This is a genomic window from Streptococcus nasisuis, from assembly GCF_040836615.1.
Lineage (GTDB): Bacteria > Bacillota > Bacilli > Lactobacillales > Streptococcaceae > Streptococcus > Streptococcus suis_V.
Genome location: NZ_CP162268.1, coordinates 2,470,943 through 2,486,288, shown reverse-complemented (window position 1 = coordinate 2,486,288; position 15,346 = coordinate 2,470,943). Strand labels below are relative to the sequence as shown.

General features: G+C 45.4%; 15 protein-coding genes and 1 pseudogene. 12 read left to right on the top strand and 4 right to left on the bottom strand.

What is annotated here, in order from left to right; all coding sequences use genetic code 11:
• Positions 1-130: 130 nt before the first annotated feature.
• The 8 genes from gla to AB1F57_RS12425 all read left to right on the top strand — a co-directional run bounded on the left by gla (position 131) and on the right by AB1F57_RS12425 (position 7,766).
• A complete protein-coding gene (gene gla / locus AB1F57_RS12460) occupies positions 131-976 on the top strand; it encodes an aquaglyceroporin Gla (RefSeq protein WP_105138630.1) in 846 nt (281 codons plus the stop codon).
• A 129-nt stretch (positions 977-1,105) separates the two neighbouring features.
• Positions 1,106-2,638: a helicase HerA-like domain-containing protein gene (locus AB1F57_RS12455; protein ID WP_105138631.1), complete on the top strand. Its 1,533-nt coding sequence runs from the start codon at positions 1,106-1,108 to the stop codon at positions 2,636-2,638.
• Positions 2,639-2,750: 112 nt separating this feature from the next.
• The gene (locus AB1F57_RS12450; RefSeq protein ID WP_105138632.1) at positions 2,751-3,383 is read left to right on the top strand and encodes a CoA pyrophosphatase; all 633 of its coding nucleotides are present in this window, start codon (positions 2,751-2,753) and stop codon (positions 3,381-3,383) included.
• A gap of 245 nt (positions 3,384-3,628) precedes the next feature.
• A complete protein-coding gene (pgk, locus tag AB1F57_RS12445; RefSeq protein ID WP_014637337.1) occupies positions 3,629-4,828 on the top strand; it encodes a phosphoglycerate kinase in 1,200 nt (399 codons plus the stop codon).
• A gap of 146 nt (positions 4,829-4,974) precedes the next feature.
• Positions 4,975-5,490: an aromatic acid exporter family protein gene (locus tag AB1F57_RS12440; RefSeq protein WP_105138633.1), complete on the top strand. Its 516-nt coding sequence runs from the start codon at positions 4,975-4,977 to the stop codon at positions 5,488-5,490.
• Positions 5,491-5,569: 79 nt separating this feature from the next.
• Positions 5,570-5,941, top strand: a complete 372-nt coding sequence (locus tag AB1F57_RS12435) for a MerR family transcriptional regulator (RefSeq protein WP_105138634.1) — start codon at positions 5,570-5,572, stop codon at positions 5,939-5,941.
• Between the two features lie 26 nt (positions 5,942-5,967).
• Complete coding sequence (glnA, locus tag AB1F57_RS12430) at positions 5,968-7,314, top strand: type I glutamate--ammonia ligase (RefSeq protein ID WP_105111125.1); 1,347 nt, start codon at positions 5,968-5,970, stop codon at positions 7,312-7,314.
• A gap of 47 nt (positions 7,315-7,361) precedes the next feature.
• Positions 7,362-7,766: a GNAT family N-acetyltransferase gene (locus AB1F57_RS12425; protein WP_367985820.1), complete on the top strand. Its 405-nt coding sequence runs from the start codon at positions 7,362-7,364 to the stop codon at positions 7,764-7,766.
• A gap of 518 nt (positions 7,767-8,284) precedes the next feature.
• Here AB1F57_RS12425 and AB1F57_RS12420 read toward each other — a convergent pair.
• The 3 genes and pseudogenes from AB1F57_RS12420 to AB1F57_RS12410 all read right to left on the bottom strand — a co-directional run.
• Complete coding sequence (locus tag AB1F57_RS12420) at positions 8,285-9,964, bottom strand: ribonuclease J (protein ID WP_367985819.1); 1,680 nt, start codon at positions 9,962-9,964, stop codon at positions 8,285-8,287.
• 3 nt (positions 9,965-9,967) lie between these two features.
• Positions 9,968-10,198, bottom strand: a complete 231-nt coding sequence (locus AB1F57_RS12415) for a DNA-dependent RNA polymerase subunit epsilon (RefSeq protein ID WP_105111122.1) — start codon at positions 10,196-10,198, stop codon at positions 9,968-9,970.
• Between the two features lie 218 nt (positions 10,199-10,416).
• A pseudogene (locus AB1F57_RS12410) lies at positions 10,417-10,797 on the bottom strand (IS30 family transposase); the annotation flags it as partial.
• Between the two features lie 129 nt (positions 10,798-10,926).
• Here AB1F57_RS12410 and tsaB point away from each other — a divergent pair.
• Genes tsaB through AB1F57_RS12390 form a run of 4 tightly spaced genes read left to right on the top strand, consistent with a single transcriptional unit; the run spans position 10,927 to position 13,799 of the window.
• Entirely contained in the window at positions 10,927-11,610 is a 684-nt protein-coding gene (gene tsaB, locus AB1F57_RS12405; RefSeq protein ID WP_367985818.1) for a tRNA (adenosine(37)-N6)-threonylcarbamoyltransferase complex dimerization subunit type 1 TsaB, read from the top strand.
• Complete coding sequence (gene rimI / locus AB1F57_RS12400) at positions 11,607-12,047, top strand: ribosomal protein S18-alanine N-acetyltransferase (protein ID WP_170238619.1); 441 nt, start codon at positions 11,607-11,609, stop codon at positions 12,045-12,047. The genes tsaB and rimI overlap by 4 nt, the downstream gene beginning before the upstream one ends.
• On the top strand, positions 12,037-13,044 hold the full coding sequence (tsaD, locus tag AB1F57_RS12395; RefSeq protein ID WP_367985817.1) for a tRNA (adenosine(37)-N6)-threonylcarbamoyltransferase complex transferase subunit TsaD: 1,008 nt from the start codon (positions 12,037-12,039) through the stop codon (positions 13,042-13,044). Before rimI ends, tsaD begins: the two co-directional genes overlap by 11 nt.
• A 56-nt stretch (positions 13,045-13,100) precedes the next feature.
• Complete coding sequence (locus AB1F57_RS12390) at positions 13,101-13,799, top strand: AzlC family ABC transporter permease (protein ID WP_367985815.1); 699 nt, start codon at positions 13,101-13,103, stop codon at positions 13,797-13,799.
• Positions 13,800-13,985: 186 nt separating this feature from the next.
• Here AB1F57_RS12390 and AB1F57_RS12385 read toward each other — a convergent pair whose 3' ends face one another.
• Complete coding sequence (locus AB1F57_RS12385; RefSeq protein ID WP_367985527.1) at positions 13,986-15,188, bottom strand: IS110 family transposase; 1,203 nt, start codon at positions 15,186-15,188, stop codon at positions 13,986-13,988.
• Positions 15,189-15,346 lie beyond the last annotated feature (158 nt).

The following is a 15,346-nucleotide window of genomic DNA, read 5'->3' as shown; positions in this document are numbered from 1 at the left end:
AAATAGTGTAAGTAATCATCTGTTTTTCAGAAAGTAAACGCTTCACTTTCTAGTTAATGCTTTACTTTGTATATTATACTTGATAAAATAGAGAATATCAATACTATTCATAAATTGGAAGGATACACTCATGGATATCACATGGACAGTGAAATATATCACTGAATTTCTTGCGACTGCCTTGCTCATTATCATCGGTAATGGTACAGTTGCCAACGTTGACCTTAAAGGTACTAAAGGAAACAACTCAGGTTGGATCTTGATCGCTATCGGCTACGGTTTGGCTGTTATGATGCCAGCCCTCATGTTTGGTAATGTTTCTGGTAACCATATCAACCCAGCCTTCACACTTGGTTTGGCTGTTTCAGGTCTATTCCCTTGGGCACATGTGGCTCAATACATTATCGCTCAGGTCTTGGGTGCAATGCTTGGTCAATTGGTCGTTGTCACCGTTTACAAACCATATTTCTTGAAAACAGAGAATTCAAACCATGTCTTGGGTTCTTTCTCTACTATCAATGCTTTGGACAATGGCAAAGCGGAAAGCCGTAAAGCAGCAACCATCAATGGTTTCTTAAATGAGTTTGTTGGGTCATTCGTCTTGTTCTTCGGTGCGCTTGCTTTGACAAAGAACTTCTTCGGTGCAGAGTTGGTTGGTAAGTTGATTGAGCAAGGCTATGATAAGACTGCTGCTGAAACAATGGTTGCGCCATATACTGCCGGTTCCATTGCAGTAGCCCATGTCGGTATCGGTTTCCTTGTTATGGCCCTTGTTGCAGCTGTCGGTGGTCCAACTGGTCCTGGTCTCAACCCAGCGCGTGACCTTGGTCCTCGTATCGTTCACCACTTCTTGCCAAAATCAATTCTTGGTCAAGCCAAGGCTGATTCAAAATGGTGGTATGCATGGGTCGGCGTTGTTGCTCCAATCCTTGCGTCAATCGCTGCGGTTGCCCTGTTTAAATATTTGTATTTGTAATATGAAAAAGTCTGCTCGTCAGGCTTTTCTTTTTTTCTTGTTGCGGTGAACTTGCAAGCTGTCTGCTCTGCTATTTTCCTAAAAACTATGCTAGAATATAGACAGAACAATCGGAAAAGAGGGCAGATTATGTCAGAAGTTATTGCATTTGGGTACGGGCGTGCGCAGGCGGAAATCCAGCTCAAGCGCCTCAATCGGCACGGTGTGATTGCCGGGGCGACGGGGACAGGTAAGACGGTGACGCTCAAGGTTTTGGCGGAGCAACTGAGTGAGGCGGGAATTCCTGTCTTTCTATCGGACATCAAGGGTGACCTCAATAGTTTGGTCCAGGCCAATACCATGGAAATTGACCCAAGTCGTTTGGAGCGGACTCAGTATGCAGATTATTCGCCGAGGAGTTATCCCGTTGAGCTGTGGGATGTTTTCGGTGAAAATGGGATTCCAGTACGGATGACCATTTCTGAGTTGGGGCCGGTGCTTTTGACCCGTTTGCTGGGGCTCAATGATACGCAGGAATCCATCCTCAATATCGTCTTTAGTGTGGCGGATGAACGTGGTCTGCTGTTGCTGGACCTTATGGACTTGCGGGCCATGCTCAATTTTGTGGCTGAAAATGCTCAAGAGCTTAGTCAATATTATGGCAATATTCCAGCTCGTTCGGTCGGTGCCATCTTGCGGAGTTTGGTGGTCTTGGAACAGCAGAGCGGGAAACTGTTCTTCGGTGAGCCCAGCTTGGAGATTGCGGATTTGATGCGGACAACTGCTGATGGACAAGGGGTTATCAATGTCTTGCAGGCGACAGAACTTTTCAATCGGCCGACGCTTTATTCGACCGTTCTGCTCAGTCTTTTGTCGGAACTCTACGAAGTTTTACCGGAAGTAGGCGACCTAGATAAGCCCAAGATGGTCTTCTTCTTTGACGAGGCCCATGTGCTCTTCAAGGATGCACCCAAGGTCTTGCTGGAGAAGATTGAGTTGATAGTTCGCCTGATTCGTTCAAAAGGTGTTGGTGTCTTTTTCGTTACGCAAAATCCGACCGATATTCCTGATAGCATCGCTAGCCAGCTGGGCAACCGTATCCAGCATGGGCTCCGCGCTTTCACGCCTAAGGAACTAAAAACGGTGGCGACAGTGGCGGATACCTTCCGTCAAGAAGGAGCTGAGGACTTGGCCAAGGTCATTCAGGAATTGCAGGTCGGAGAGGCAGTTGTCTCGACCTTGCAGGCGGATGGAACACCAAGCTTTGCAGACCGGGTGATGATTTATCCGCCGAAGAGTCAGTTGGGAACAGCTGATGCGACTCTGGTCTTGTCTGCCATCAATAATTCTTCTCTGATGGACAAATATGCGGACGCGGTTGACCGAGAATCTGCCCATGAGCAAATTCTAGCGCTGACCCAAGAAAAAGAGGCTCAGTTGATCAAGCAAGCAGAGCAGGCGGAGGCGGAAAAAGCAGCAGAAAAAGCCGCCAAAGAAACAGCAAAATTGGAAGAAAAGGCTGCCAAGGAAAGAGCAAAAGCAGAGGCCAAGGCCAGCAAACCATCTGCCAAGCGTTCCGATTCGATGATGGACCGCTTTACCAAAAATCTCATGAGCCAAGTCGGCCGGGAAGTCGGACGTGTGGTGACCAGAGGTATTATGGGCATGCTGAAAGGGAAGTAAGTCTGCTAAAACTGAGAACACACCGTCTCAGTTTTTCTTTGCTATTTCACTTGCTATTTGGCTGGAAATAGAGTAAAATGATTTTATCACTAGTTAGTAAGGAGTTGGTTCTATGCCTCGTCAGATTCAGGAAATTCTCGATAACTACAAACCTCAGCCTCTAGGTGAGAAAAGGTCTTTTGCGGTTTTTCTGCCTCTAGTCTGGTCAGATGATAAGTGGCAGGTTTTGTACGAAGTCCGCTCGGAGTCTATTTCTCAACCTGGGGAGGTCTCTTTTCCTGGAGGAGGTATCGAAGAGGGGGAATCGGCTGAGATGGCGGTGGTCCGTGAGGTAGTAGAAGAGCTGAATCTTGCAGAGGAATCTATAGAAATCTTAGGGGAAATTGACTATCTAGTCTTTGGCAAATCAACTATCCGCTGTTTTGTCGGTCGCTTAAACGTAGACTGGAAAGAGATTGTACCCAATGAAGAGGTGGCCCGCTTGTTCACCGTGCCTCTGGCAACACTCCTTGAGCAGGACCCAATCTACTATCCCCTCTATCTTCGTCTGGATCCGGAGCAAGATTTTCCCTTCGAGCGAATTCGTGGTGGTCGGGACTACCCTTTCAAGCACCACAAACGGTCTATCCCCTTTTATGATAACCTGCCAGAAACAGTTTGGGGAATCACGGCTCAATTTACCCATTGCTTTACAGAAATCATCAGGACAAGCCAGATTGATTTAGGAATGGGAGAGTCAAGGTAAAGTTGACTAGAGAAGAGTGAAGTATAGCTTTGTTGCTCTTAATTCTCAAGGCTATCTGGAAAATGTTACCAAAAAATGATAATGGAAACTGGACTTTGTGCCAGTTTCTTTTGGTTGCTGTAGCTGATTGTTCGTACTTGGTCTTAGATTGATCATTATCTTGTGAAAAATTTTTCTTTGAATGGGAAAAATGTTAAAAATGTGGTACAATAATGGGGATAAAAATTTTATAAGGAGTCTATCTAATGGCTAAATTGACTGTTAAAGACGTTGAATTGAAGGGCAAAAAAGTCCTTGTCCGTGTGGACTTTAACGTTCCTTTGAAAGATGGCGTTATCACTAACGACAACCGTATCACTGCAGCACTTCCAACTATCAAGTACATCCTTGAGCAAGGCGGACGCGCAATCCTCTTCTCACACCTTGGTCGTGTGAAAGAAGAAGCAGACAAAGAAGGTAAATCATTGGCTCCTGTAGCAGCTGACCTGGCGGCTAAATTAGGTCAAGACGTTGCTTTCATCGCTGGCGCTACTCGTGGTGCTGAATTGGAAGCAGCTATCAATGCTTTGGAAGATGGACAAGTCCTCCTTGTCGAAAACACTCGTTTCGAAGACGTTGATGGTAAGAAAGAATCTAAAAACGACGAAGAACTTGGTAAATACTGGGCTTCACTTGGTGATGGTATCTTCGTTAACGACGCGTTTGGTACTGCACACCGTGCACACGCATCAAACGTTGGTATCTCAGCAAACGTAGAAAAAGCAGTAGCTGGTTTCCTTTTGGAAAACGAAATTGCTTACATCCAAGAAGCTGTTGAAACTCCAGAGCGTCCATTCGTGGCAATCCTTGGTGGTTCAAAAGTATCTGATAAGATTGGTGTTATCGAGAACCTTCTTGAAAAAGCAGACAAAGTTCTTATCGGTGGTGGTATGACGTACACATTCTACAAAGCGCAAGGTATCGAAATCGGTAACTCACTTGTAGAAGAAGACAAGCTTGATGTGGCAAAAGCACTTCTTGAAAAAGCAAACGGTAAATTGATCTTGCCAGTTGACTCAAAAGAAGCTAACGCATTTGCTGGATATACTGAAGTTCGCGATACAGAAGGCGAAGCAGTTTCAGAAGGATTCCTTGGTCTTGACATCGGTCCTAAATCAATCGCTAAGTTTGACGAAGCCTTGACTGGTGCAAAAACAGTTGTTTGGAATGGTCCTATGGGTGTATTTGAAAACCCAGACTTCCAAGCTGGTACAATCGGTGTAATGGACGCTATCGTGAAACAACCAGGTGTGAAATCAATCATCGGTGGTGGTGACTCAGCAGCAGCAGCGATCAACCTTGGCCGTGCAGACAAGTTCTCATGGATCTCAACAGGTGGTGGTGCTTCTATGGAGTTGTTAGAAGGTAAAGTATTGCCAGGACTTGCAGCATTGACTGAGAAATAAGCTAGCAAAAAACGACGGGTGACCGTCGTTTTTTGCTAGCTTATCTAGTCTTTGAAAAGTATTGAGTTCAGCCAATATCATCCATTTGTCACAATCTTTGCAGGCATTTGATAAACATTTTTGCTAAATCATGTTAGAATAGTAGTATGTTTAAGAGATATCGATTTGACCCCAAGAAGTTTAAGTTAGGGATGCGGACCCTTAAGTCGGGATTGGCAGTTTTCTTTGTTATATTACTGTTTCACCTCTTAAAATGGGATGGGTTCCAGATAGCAGCTCTGTCTGCGGTCTTTAGTCTGCGGGAGGATTTTGGCAAGAGTGTGCATTTTGGCTCTTCTCGTGTCCTCAGCAATTCTATCGGTGGTTTTTATGCCCTGCTCTTTTTCATCCTCAGCGATTTCTTTTCACAGAGTTTTTGGGTAACCTTGATTGCCATACCGATTTTTACCATGTTGACCATTATGACCAATGTGGCTTTCAATAATACTGCCGGGGTTGTCAGTGGTGTTGCTACTCTGTTAATCATTGCTTTGTCGGTACCTGCAGGGAATTCGACTATTGTCTATGCTTTGACAAGGGTTTTTGAGACATTTGTAGGAGTTTTTGTAGCAATTTTGGTTAATTATGACCTGGAAAAGCTGAAAAGGCGCTTTTCGAGATAAAACATGTCACAAAATGTGACACCACATATTGACGCCCAGAAAAATTTCCCCTATAATAGTGTGCAGAAAGGAGTTCATTATGAGAGAAAAAGAGTTCCGTCGTTCCTTAGCCATTTTTCCGATTGGTAGTGTGATGAAGTTGACTGACCTGACGGCCCGACAGATTCGCTATTATGAGGACCAGGGCTTGATTAAGCCTGAGCGTAATGAAGGAAACCGTCGCTTGTATTCTCTAAATGATATGGACTTGCTCTTGGAAATCAAGGATTTCTTGGATGAGGGTTTGAATATTGCTGCGATTAAGAAGGAATATGCTAATCGTCAGGTAAAAGAAAAAGTCAAACAGGAAACCAAGACCTTGACGGACGAGGATGTTCGCCGTATCTTGCATGATGAATTCAGTCGACAAGGACGATTTTCAAGTCCGAGTTCCATTTTTCGGTCATCTTAAAGAGCATAAATATAGAGGAGAAAGCAATGTCAATTACAGTAGCGGATATTAAACGTGATATTAAAGAGAAAAACGTTACCTTCCTACGTCTCATGTTTACAGATATTATGGGTATCATGAAGAACGTGGAAATTCCTGCAACAGATGAGCAGGTGGATAAGGTTTTGTCAAACAAGGTTATGTTTGATGGATCTTCTATCGAGGGTTTTGTTCGTATCAATGAATCAGATATGTATCTCTACCCTGACTTGAATACCTGGACTATTTTCCCTTGGGGAGATGAAAATGGCCGTGTAGCTGGTTTAATCTGTGATATTTACACAACTGATGGCAAGCCTTTTGCGGGTGACCCACGTGGAAATTTGAAGAAATCTCTTCGCCATATGGAAGAAGCAGGTTTCTCATCATTCAACCTTGGTCCAGAACCAGAGTTCTTCCTCTTTAAGATGGATGAACACGGAAACCCAACACTTGAAGTGAATGATAAGGGTGGTTATTTTGACCTTGCTCCAACAGACCTTGCTGATAATACACGTCGTGAAATCGTAAACGTTCTGACAGAAATGGGCTTTGAAGTGGAAGCGAGTCACCACGAAGTGGCAGTAGGTCAGCACGAAATCGACTTCAAATATGAGGATGTCTTAAAAGCTTGTGACAATATCCAAATCTTTAAGTTGGTTGTTAAGACCATTGCTCGTAAGCACGGGATGTATGCGACCTTTATGGCCAAACCTAAGTTTGGTATCGCAGGCTCTGGTATGCACTGTAACATGTCCTTGTTTGATAAGGATGGAAACAATGCTTTCTATGATCCAGAAGATCCGAATGGTATGCAATTGTCTGAAACAGCCTACTATTTCCTTGGTGGTTTGATCAAGCATGCCTATAACTATACTGCTATTACCAACCCAACGGTTAACTCTTACAAGCGTTTGGTTCCAGGTTTCGAGGCGCCAGTTTACATTGCTTGGGCTGGTAAGAACCGCTCGCCATTGGTGCGCGTACCTGCATCTCGTGGAATGGGAACTCGCCTGGAATTGCGTTCTGTAGACCCAACTGCTAACCCTTACTTGGCTATGGCCGTTCTGTTGGAAGTTGGTTTAGAAGGAATCAAAAATAAGATTGAAGCCCCAGCTCCTGTAGAGTCAAATATTTATGCCATGTCTGATGAAGAGCGTCGTGAAGCAGGCATCACTGATCTTCCTTCAACTCTGCATAATGCCCTCAAGGCTCTCCGCAAGGACGAAGTGGTGCGTGCAGCCCTAGGTGAGCACATCTACACCAACTTCATTGAAGCTAAGAAAATCGAGTGGGCAAGCTACGCAACCTACGTTTCTAAGTGGGAAATTGATAACTACTTGGATTTATATTAAGAGGAAAGAAGCCTTCGGGTTTCTTTTTCTATCGATGGAGGTGGAAAATGATTAATGAGTTTGTAAATCAGGTGTTTGACCAGCAATTTGTAGAGGAATTTGGCCCGGAGTCTTTAGAGAAACTGTCGCCGACTGAGCTTGTATTGACCAAAGAACAGGACGGTCAGTTGGTCGGTGTCCTGCAGGCGGTGAAGACATTGGAAACTATTCATGTCAAAGCTTTGGTAGTGGCTAAAGAAGCGCAAGGTTTGGGGCTAGGTAGTCAATTGTTGTCAGAATTGGAGGAGCAGGCCAGAGAACTGGAAGTGACCAGCATTACCCTATCCACCAAATCCTACCAAGCTAAGGATTTCTACTTGAAAAATGGCTATGAACTATACGCGAGTTTAGAGGACGTTCCCCTCAAAGGTGTCATCAAATATCACTTCATAAGGAGAATAGGAAAAGGTTGAGGTTGGGCATAAAGTCCAACCTCAACCTCATTGATTAGTAAAAACATATTGACGCAGGGGTTGATTGTTCATAAGGTTCGGGGAACCTTTTAAAGTTGGAAATAAGGGTTGCGTAGAAAGCCTCATTTCCTTCGCGTTTGATACTCCGAACCTGATCTAACGAATGATACGAACTCCGTTCGTTCAATTTCCAACCTCCAACAGTCACTACTCTGACTTAACGACTGATGCGAACTTTGTTCGCTATATCTCCAGCCTCCAAAGGTTTCCCAAACCTTTGGAGCTATGCGGGGGCGGGAGTTTAAAAGGTCTGGGAGACCTTTTAAAGTGGGAGATATAAGCTGACGGCAGTCAGCTCACATAAATTGAAGTCTGGGGATAGACTGTTTCAGCTCAACAACTGGAAATAAGGACTTGTTGACGAACTCTCTTTTCATTAGTCGAGTTCTTTCCCGCTCCCAATTTTACAAATTGGGAATAAAAAAATCGAAGAGGAACCTTGCTTCGATTTAGTTTGTTTAGCGATCGGGGGTTAGAATCATTGGAATGATGATTGGCTCCCGTTCTGTTTTTTCATAAAGGAATGGTCGCAGGGCGTTGACAATAGCGCCGTTGACCGTTTGGATATTGGCATCCTTGTTGCGCAGGGCGATACGGATGGCGTTGAAGAGAACGCGCTGGCTCTCACGAATCAGGTCGCCTGATTCACGCATGTAGATGAAACCTCGGCTGAGGACATCTGGTCCAGCCAAAATCATCTTGGTCTTGAAGTCTACGGTTGCGACTGCAAGGACTACACCGTCTTCAGATAAATCACGACGATCTTTGAGGACAGCAGCTCCGATTTCACCGATACGGTTTCCGTCAACGTAGATATCTTGGGCGTTGAATTGACCGGCCATGCGGGCTCTGTCCTTGGTCAGAGCCAGGACATCTCCGTTTTCCATGATGAAGATATTATCCTTAGGAACTCCAGTATCAACAGCTAGACTGGCATGGATTTTTTGCATGCGGTATTCGCCATGCACAGGCATGAAGAATTTTGGCTTAATCAAGCGGAGCATGAGTTTTTGTTCCTGCTGGCCACCGTGTCCGGAGGTATGGATGTTGTTAATCTTACCGTGGATGACATCGACACCGGCCTCAATTAAGATATTGATGAGCTTGTTGACACCTGTGGTATTTCCCGGAATCGGCGAAGATGAGAAGATAACCGTATCGCCTGGCTGGAGTTGGACCTGACGGTGGGTACCGTGGGCAATCCGCGAGAGGGCCGCCATTGGCTCTCCTTGACTACCTGTACAGAGAATCATTATCTCGTTGGCAGGGTATTCCTTGATTTCATTTGGCTCGATAAAGGTATCTTTCGGCACCTTGATGTAGCCCAGCTCAATACCGTTGACAATGGCTTTTTCCATGGAGCGGCCAAAGACAGCAATCTTACGACCGGTCTTGACAGCGGCATCTGCAGCCTGCTGGAGGCGGAAGATGTTGGAGGCAAAGGATGCGAAGATAATGCGCCCGTGGATGCCTTCAATCAGCTTCATGATGGACTGACCGACCACTTTTTCAGAGTTGGTAAAGGTCGGAACTTCAGCGTTAGTCGAGTCAGAGAGGAGGCAGAGAACGCCTTCTTCTCCCAGGGCTGCCATACGGTGCAAATCAGCTGGCTCACCAACTGGGGTAAAGTCAAACTTGAAGTCACCGGTACAGACGATTTTTCCTTGCGGTGTATCTACCACAACACCCAGGGGTTCTGGAATGGAGTGGGTGGTGCGGAAGAAGCTGACCTTGAGGTGTTTAAAAGTCAATTCTGTATTGTGGTTAATTTCAAACAGTTTGGCATCACGAAGGAGACCGTGCTCTTCTAATTTGCCACGAATAAGGGCTAGGGCTAGGGGACCTGCGTAGATAGGGACATTGGCTTGTTTGAGTAGGAAAGGAATCCCCCCGATGTGGTCCTCGTGCCCGTGGGTAATGACCAAGCCTTTGACGCGGTCGATATTTTCAACAATATAGGAGTAGTCTGGGATAACGTAGTCGATACCCAATAGGTCATCTTCGGGGAACTTGATACCGGCATCAACGATGAGGATGTCGTCCTGGTACTCGATACCGTAGGTGTTCTTCCCGATTTCTCCCAAACCACCGATGGCGAAGACACCAACTTCATGAGGTTTTAGATTGACTGATGGCATAGATTAGAACTCCGTAAGTTTGAAATCTGCGTGCTCTTTCTCGTATTCGAGGTGCTTGTCAGATAGGAGGTCGACAAATTCGACGTTGTAGGCTGGGAACTTGTTTTCAACCAATTCCTTGACCTTGATACGACCTTGCAATTCGTCAGCAGCATCTACTTGAACATAGAGAACTTGGGTCTGCTCACGGCGTGGGCTGACTTTGGTTTCTTGGTAAAATACTTTAAAAATCATGTGTAGTGTAGTTTCCTTTCTCCTTTTGACTGTGTCTATGAAAAAGATACAAATAGGGATGCTATTTGTTGGGTCTATTCAATTTTTTTGAGTTATTAGGTTTCACAGCCGGTATATTACTCTTCATTATACCATAAAATAAAGCCTTGGTAAATTGAATTGACGGAGAATTGAAAATGATATGGTTTTCAATTTGTTGGGCAAATTTAAATTCCGAGTTAGCCACCTATAAGAAATTCTCTCGGTGACTTGTAACCCAAACATTTTTTGGGATAGTTATTGATCCAATTTTCGATAAAAGCGACTTCTTTCGGGGTCGTTTTTGTGGTTCCTTTCGGCAACCACCGTCGGATAAGTCTATTGTGATTCTCGTTCGTGCCTCTCTCCCAAGAGGAATAAGGGTGAGCGTAGTAGATATGTTTCTCCGGAAACACTTCTGACAAGCGGTTAAACTCGGTTCCATTATCTGTAGTAATGGATTTGATTTGGAACTCCTTCAAGATGATTTTCAAGGCCTGATTCACAGCCTCAGCCGATTTATTTGGAATCAATCGAATGATTTGGTGGCGACTTCGCCTGTCCGTCAAGACCAAAAGGCATTGTTTATGACCAGGTCATTGACCTGACAGAGCTGAAGGAGGCTGGGTGAGACAACCTAGCCTTTTCAATTTGAATTTCTCTCTCAAATAGCTTACAATAGAGAGATAGCAGTTCAAAGGAAGAAAATCATGAAAATTTTAGCATTAGATAGTTCCAACCAGGCTCTTTCGGTGGCGCTGGTGGAAGATAGCCGCCTGCTGGCGGAGACGATCTTGGCTATCAAGAAAAATCACAGTATCAGCCTCATGCCGACAGTGGATTTTTTAGTGGCTCAGGTCGGTTGGACACCCAAGGATTTAGAGCGAATTGTCGTGGCTCAGGGGCCTGGTTCTTACACGGGCTTGCGGGTAGCGGTGGCGACAGCCAAGACTCTGGCTTACACTCTGCAGATTGATTTGGTCGGGGTTTCTAGCCTGCAGTCGCTGGTGCCAGCTGGCCTCTCTGGTCGGGTGGTTCCGCTCATTGATGCGCGCCGCAATTCGGTCTATGCTGGGATTTATGAAAATGGCAGAGCTACTCAAGCTGACCAATACTGGGTATTTGAGGAATTATTGGCTAGCCTGTCTGGTCAGGAAAACCTGACTTTTGTCGGGGAAGTAACAAACTTTGTCGAGCAGATAAATCAAGCTTTTCCAGAGGCGGCTATTCAAACCAGCCTGCCGTCCGCCTATCAGCTGGCGGTTATTGGTCAGGACTTGCCTGCGGTGGAAGTTACCAGTTTTGAGCCAGCCTACCTCAAACGTGTCGAGGCTGAGGAAAATTGGCTCAAGGACCATGCTGCTGGTAATGAAAACTATATCAAACGTGTATGATTGAAATCAGGAAATACGAGGGGCAGGCGGACTTAGTTCCGGCTGTATATGCCGTTTTGACGGATGTGTATGAGCTGTCGCCTTGGACGGAAAGTCAAGTGGCTTCGGATATGGCTGGGGCGGATACGACCTATTATCTGGCCTATGATGGGCAGGATGTGGTCGGATTTTTAGCGGTGCAGACGGTTCTGGATGAGATGGAGATTTTGCAGATTGCTGTTAAGACTCATTCTCAGGGACGGGGGATTGCAAGCCAGCTAATGGCTGCTGTGAAGGACTGGGAAGGGGACATTTTTCTCGAAGTGAGGGAATCCAATGCCCCAGCCCAAGCTCTTTATAGACGCCAGCATTTTACCAAAATAGGAAAACGAAAGAACTATTACCACAGTCCGATTGAGGACGCAGTGGTGATGAAGAGAGAGTGGAATGGAAGATAGATTGATTTTGGCCATCGAGACGTCCTGTGATGAGACGTCAGTGGCGGTTTTACGAGGTGAAGCGGAGCTTTTGTCCAATGTGATTGCCAGTCAGGTTGCCAGCCACCAGCGTTTTGGGGGTGTGGTGCCCGAGGTGGCTAGCCGCCACCATGTGGAGGTTATCACGGCTTGCATCGAGGAGGCTTTGCTTGCGGCTGAGGTAACGGTTGAGGACTTGTCAGCGGTGGCGGTAACCTACGGTCCAGGCTTGGTCGGGGCACTCTTGGTCGGGATTTCAGCGGCCAAGGCTTTTGCCTGGGCACATGGTTTGCCTTTAATTCCTGTTAATCATATGGCGGGGCATTTGATGGCGGCGCGTGCGGTTAAGGAGTTGGAATTTCCCTTGCTGGCGCTCTTGGTCAGCGGCGGACACACGGAGTTGGTCTATGTGTCTGAGGCGGGCGATTACAAAATTGTCGGTGAGACGCGCGATGATGCGGTCGGTGAGGCTTATGACAAGGTCGGTCGCGTTATGGGCTTGCCTTATCCGGCTGGTCGGGTCATTGATGAATTGGCTCATCAAGGTGAGGACATTTATAATTTCCCGCGGGCTATGATCAAGGAAGATAATCTGGAGTTTTCATTTTCAGGTCTCAAGTCGGCCTTTATCAACCTCTACCATAATGCCCAGCAAAAGGGTGAAAGTCTATCCAATGAAGATTTGGCGGCCTCCTTCCAAGCCTGTGTCATGGATATTTTGATGGCCAAGACCAAGAAGGCTTTGGCGGCCTATCCTGTCAAGACCTTGGTTGTGGCGGGCGGTGTAGCGGCCAATCAGGGCTTGCGTGAGCGTCTGGCGACTGAAATCACCGATGTGGATGTGATTATTCCACCTCTTCGTCTTTGTGGTGACAATGCCGGGATGATTGCTCTTGCGGCTGCGTCCGAGTACAACAAGGGTAACTTTGCGGGTTGGAAGCTCAATGCCAAGCCGAGTTTGGCGTTTGATAATTTGTAAGAGTTTTGTGAGAGGTTGGACGTTTGCCCAGCCTCTCGTTATCAATAGGAGAAGATATGAAGGATATGAATTTTCGGTCGGGCATGGAAGCAGCTCTGCCGACGGTTTTGGGTTATGCTAGCATCGGTTTTGCTTGCGGGGTGGTTTCGGTCAATTCAGGGATTACGGCCGTTGAGATGGGGTTGATGAGTCTCTTGGTTTACGCGGGGAGTGCCCAGTTTGTCATGTGTGCTATGATTTTAGCTGGGGCACCGCTTTTATCCATTGCGGTGACGGTATTTTTTGTTAATATCCGCCTTTTTTTGATGAGTTTGCACACGACAACGATTTTTCAAGGCAATAGCCTGGGTTCTAATATTTTGATAGGTTCCCTCTTGACGGATGAATCTTATGCGGTGCTTTTGCGAAAGCATGTTGAGGAAAAGCAGATTGCGCCCAGTTGGATGTATGGCAATAATCTAGCCAGCTATGCCTCTTGGTTTGTCTTTACAGTTTTGGGAAATATGCTGGGTGGTTTGATTGCTAATCCTGAGGCTTTGGGCTTGGATTTTGCTTTGATTGCCATGTTTGTTGGGATTTTTTCTGGCCAATTGGAGGCTATGGCTCGGAAACTTCCTATGAAGAAGATTGGTTTGATTTTGCTTTCGGTTTTGGTGGTTTATGTTGGCTTGGCAAGCCTAGTCTCGTCTTATTTGGCGGTCTTGTTGGCAACGCTTGTTGGATGTACAGTGGGGGTGATGGTTGATGGCCAATAAAACTATATTTTCTACCATTTGTCAAGTCCATCAAGGTATTTGACGAAAAATATTTTGAGTTCAATAGTCAAAATAAGGAAATTGTTTTCTTTTGGACTAAAGTTTAGTGAAAAAAGTGTATACAAAACCAACACCTTATGTTGAAATTTTTTGATAAGGTGTTACAATGATAGAGCATAAACAGTTTTATCGATTTTGGGTTGAAGCGTAATCGTAAAGTTTGTTATGCATAATGAGGTAATACATTGTCCGAATGAGTCGATGTATGGAGGCAATCGTGTGTGGCTTGGTTGAAGTCGTTTGCGATTGTCTTTTTCGTTTCTCATAAAAGTCTGCGATATGGCAAGGATTAGTGTGACTAGCTGAAGCGATATTGTGAATGCACTTGAACAGAATCTTTCTAGCGTAGGGATTGCCACGCTTGGTAATGTGCTCCTTAGCGAGGAAGCTTCCAGATTCATAGTGTCTTAGGTCAATACCGATAAAGGCATTGATTTGATTGGCAGACTGAAAACGGCGAATATCTCCCAGTTCGCCAATAATACTTGTTGCAGTCGTCTCAGCGATACCAGGAATAGAAAGCAGAATCTCATATTCTGGTAATGGCTGAGCTAGTTCCACCATTTCGTCTAAGACAGTTTGTCTCTGTTCAGAAAGTCTAAGCAATTCTTTTGCATAGTAACGCACCTCTTCCATGATCGGAGAGGTTTTCTTAACGGCACAATAAGATTGATTAGCTAGTGCTGTCAGCTTCTCAACTAAGTAAGCCACACGCTTGTCAGAAATCCGTTTTGAAGTGGACAGACGGATGCTCTTTGAGAGTTCATCCTTGCTTAACTCAAGCACGAAGTCCTTGCAAGGAAAAGCTATAACTAAGTTCCAGTATTGTTCCCCAGTTGGTGTTGACAAGATAGTTTCCAATTCAGGGAAAGTGACCTGTAAGACCTTGTGCAGGCGGTTTTTAGCTCGAACGATGTCCTCAGTTAAGTTCTGATAGAATCGACTGAGATCCCGCAAGTTTTGGTAGACTTCTTCTTGGACATACGTCGATTTACGATTCAGTACAAACTGAGATTGAGCTAGTTTTTCGGCGTCAATTTGATCTGTTTTTCTCACACGCAAGCTATCCAGTTGCTTCTTGGCTTCTAAGGGATTGAGTCGTGTATAAGCGTAGCTATGTTCATCCAGAAAAGCTTGAAGACGACGAGAATAGACGCCTGTTGCTTCAAAGATGATTTCTGGCTTGTGGACGGTTTTCAAATCGCCAAGTAGCCGAGAAAAGCCAATGGCATCATTGGACATGGTGTAGTTATGAACCTTCTCGCCGTTGACTAGAATGGCTACTTCTGAACTTACCTTACTCACGTCAATCCCAAATACTACTCGCATGATATTACCTCTTTGTCTTGAATGATTCCTTGTTTTAGTGATGTCATTTTCAATACTCGACGTCTGGCGTCCCACATACTTTGATAACATTCTTTCTAAAACAGGTGCCTTGCCAGTTTTTGATGCGACGTCTAGCGTCAAAAGAGTTCTCGACTTAA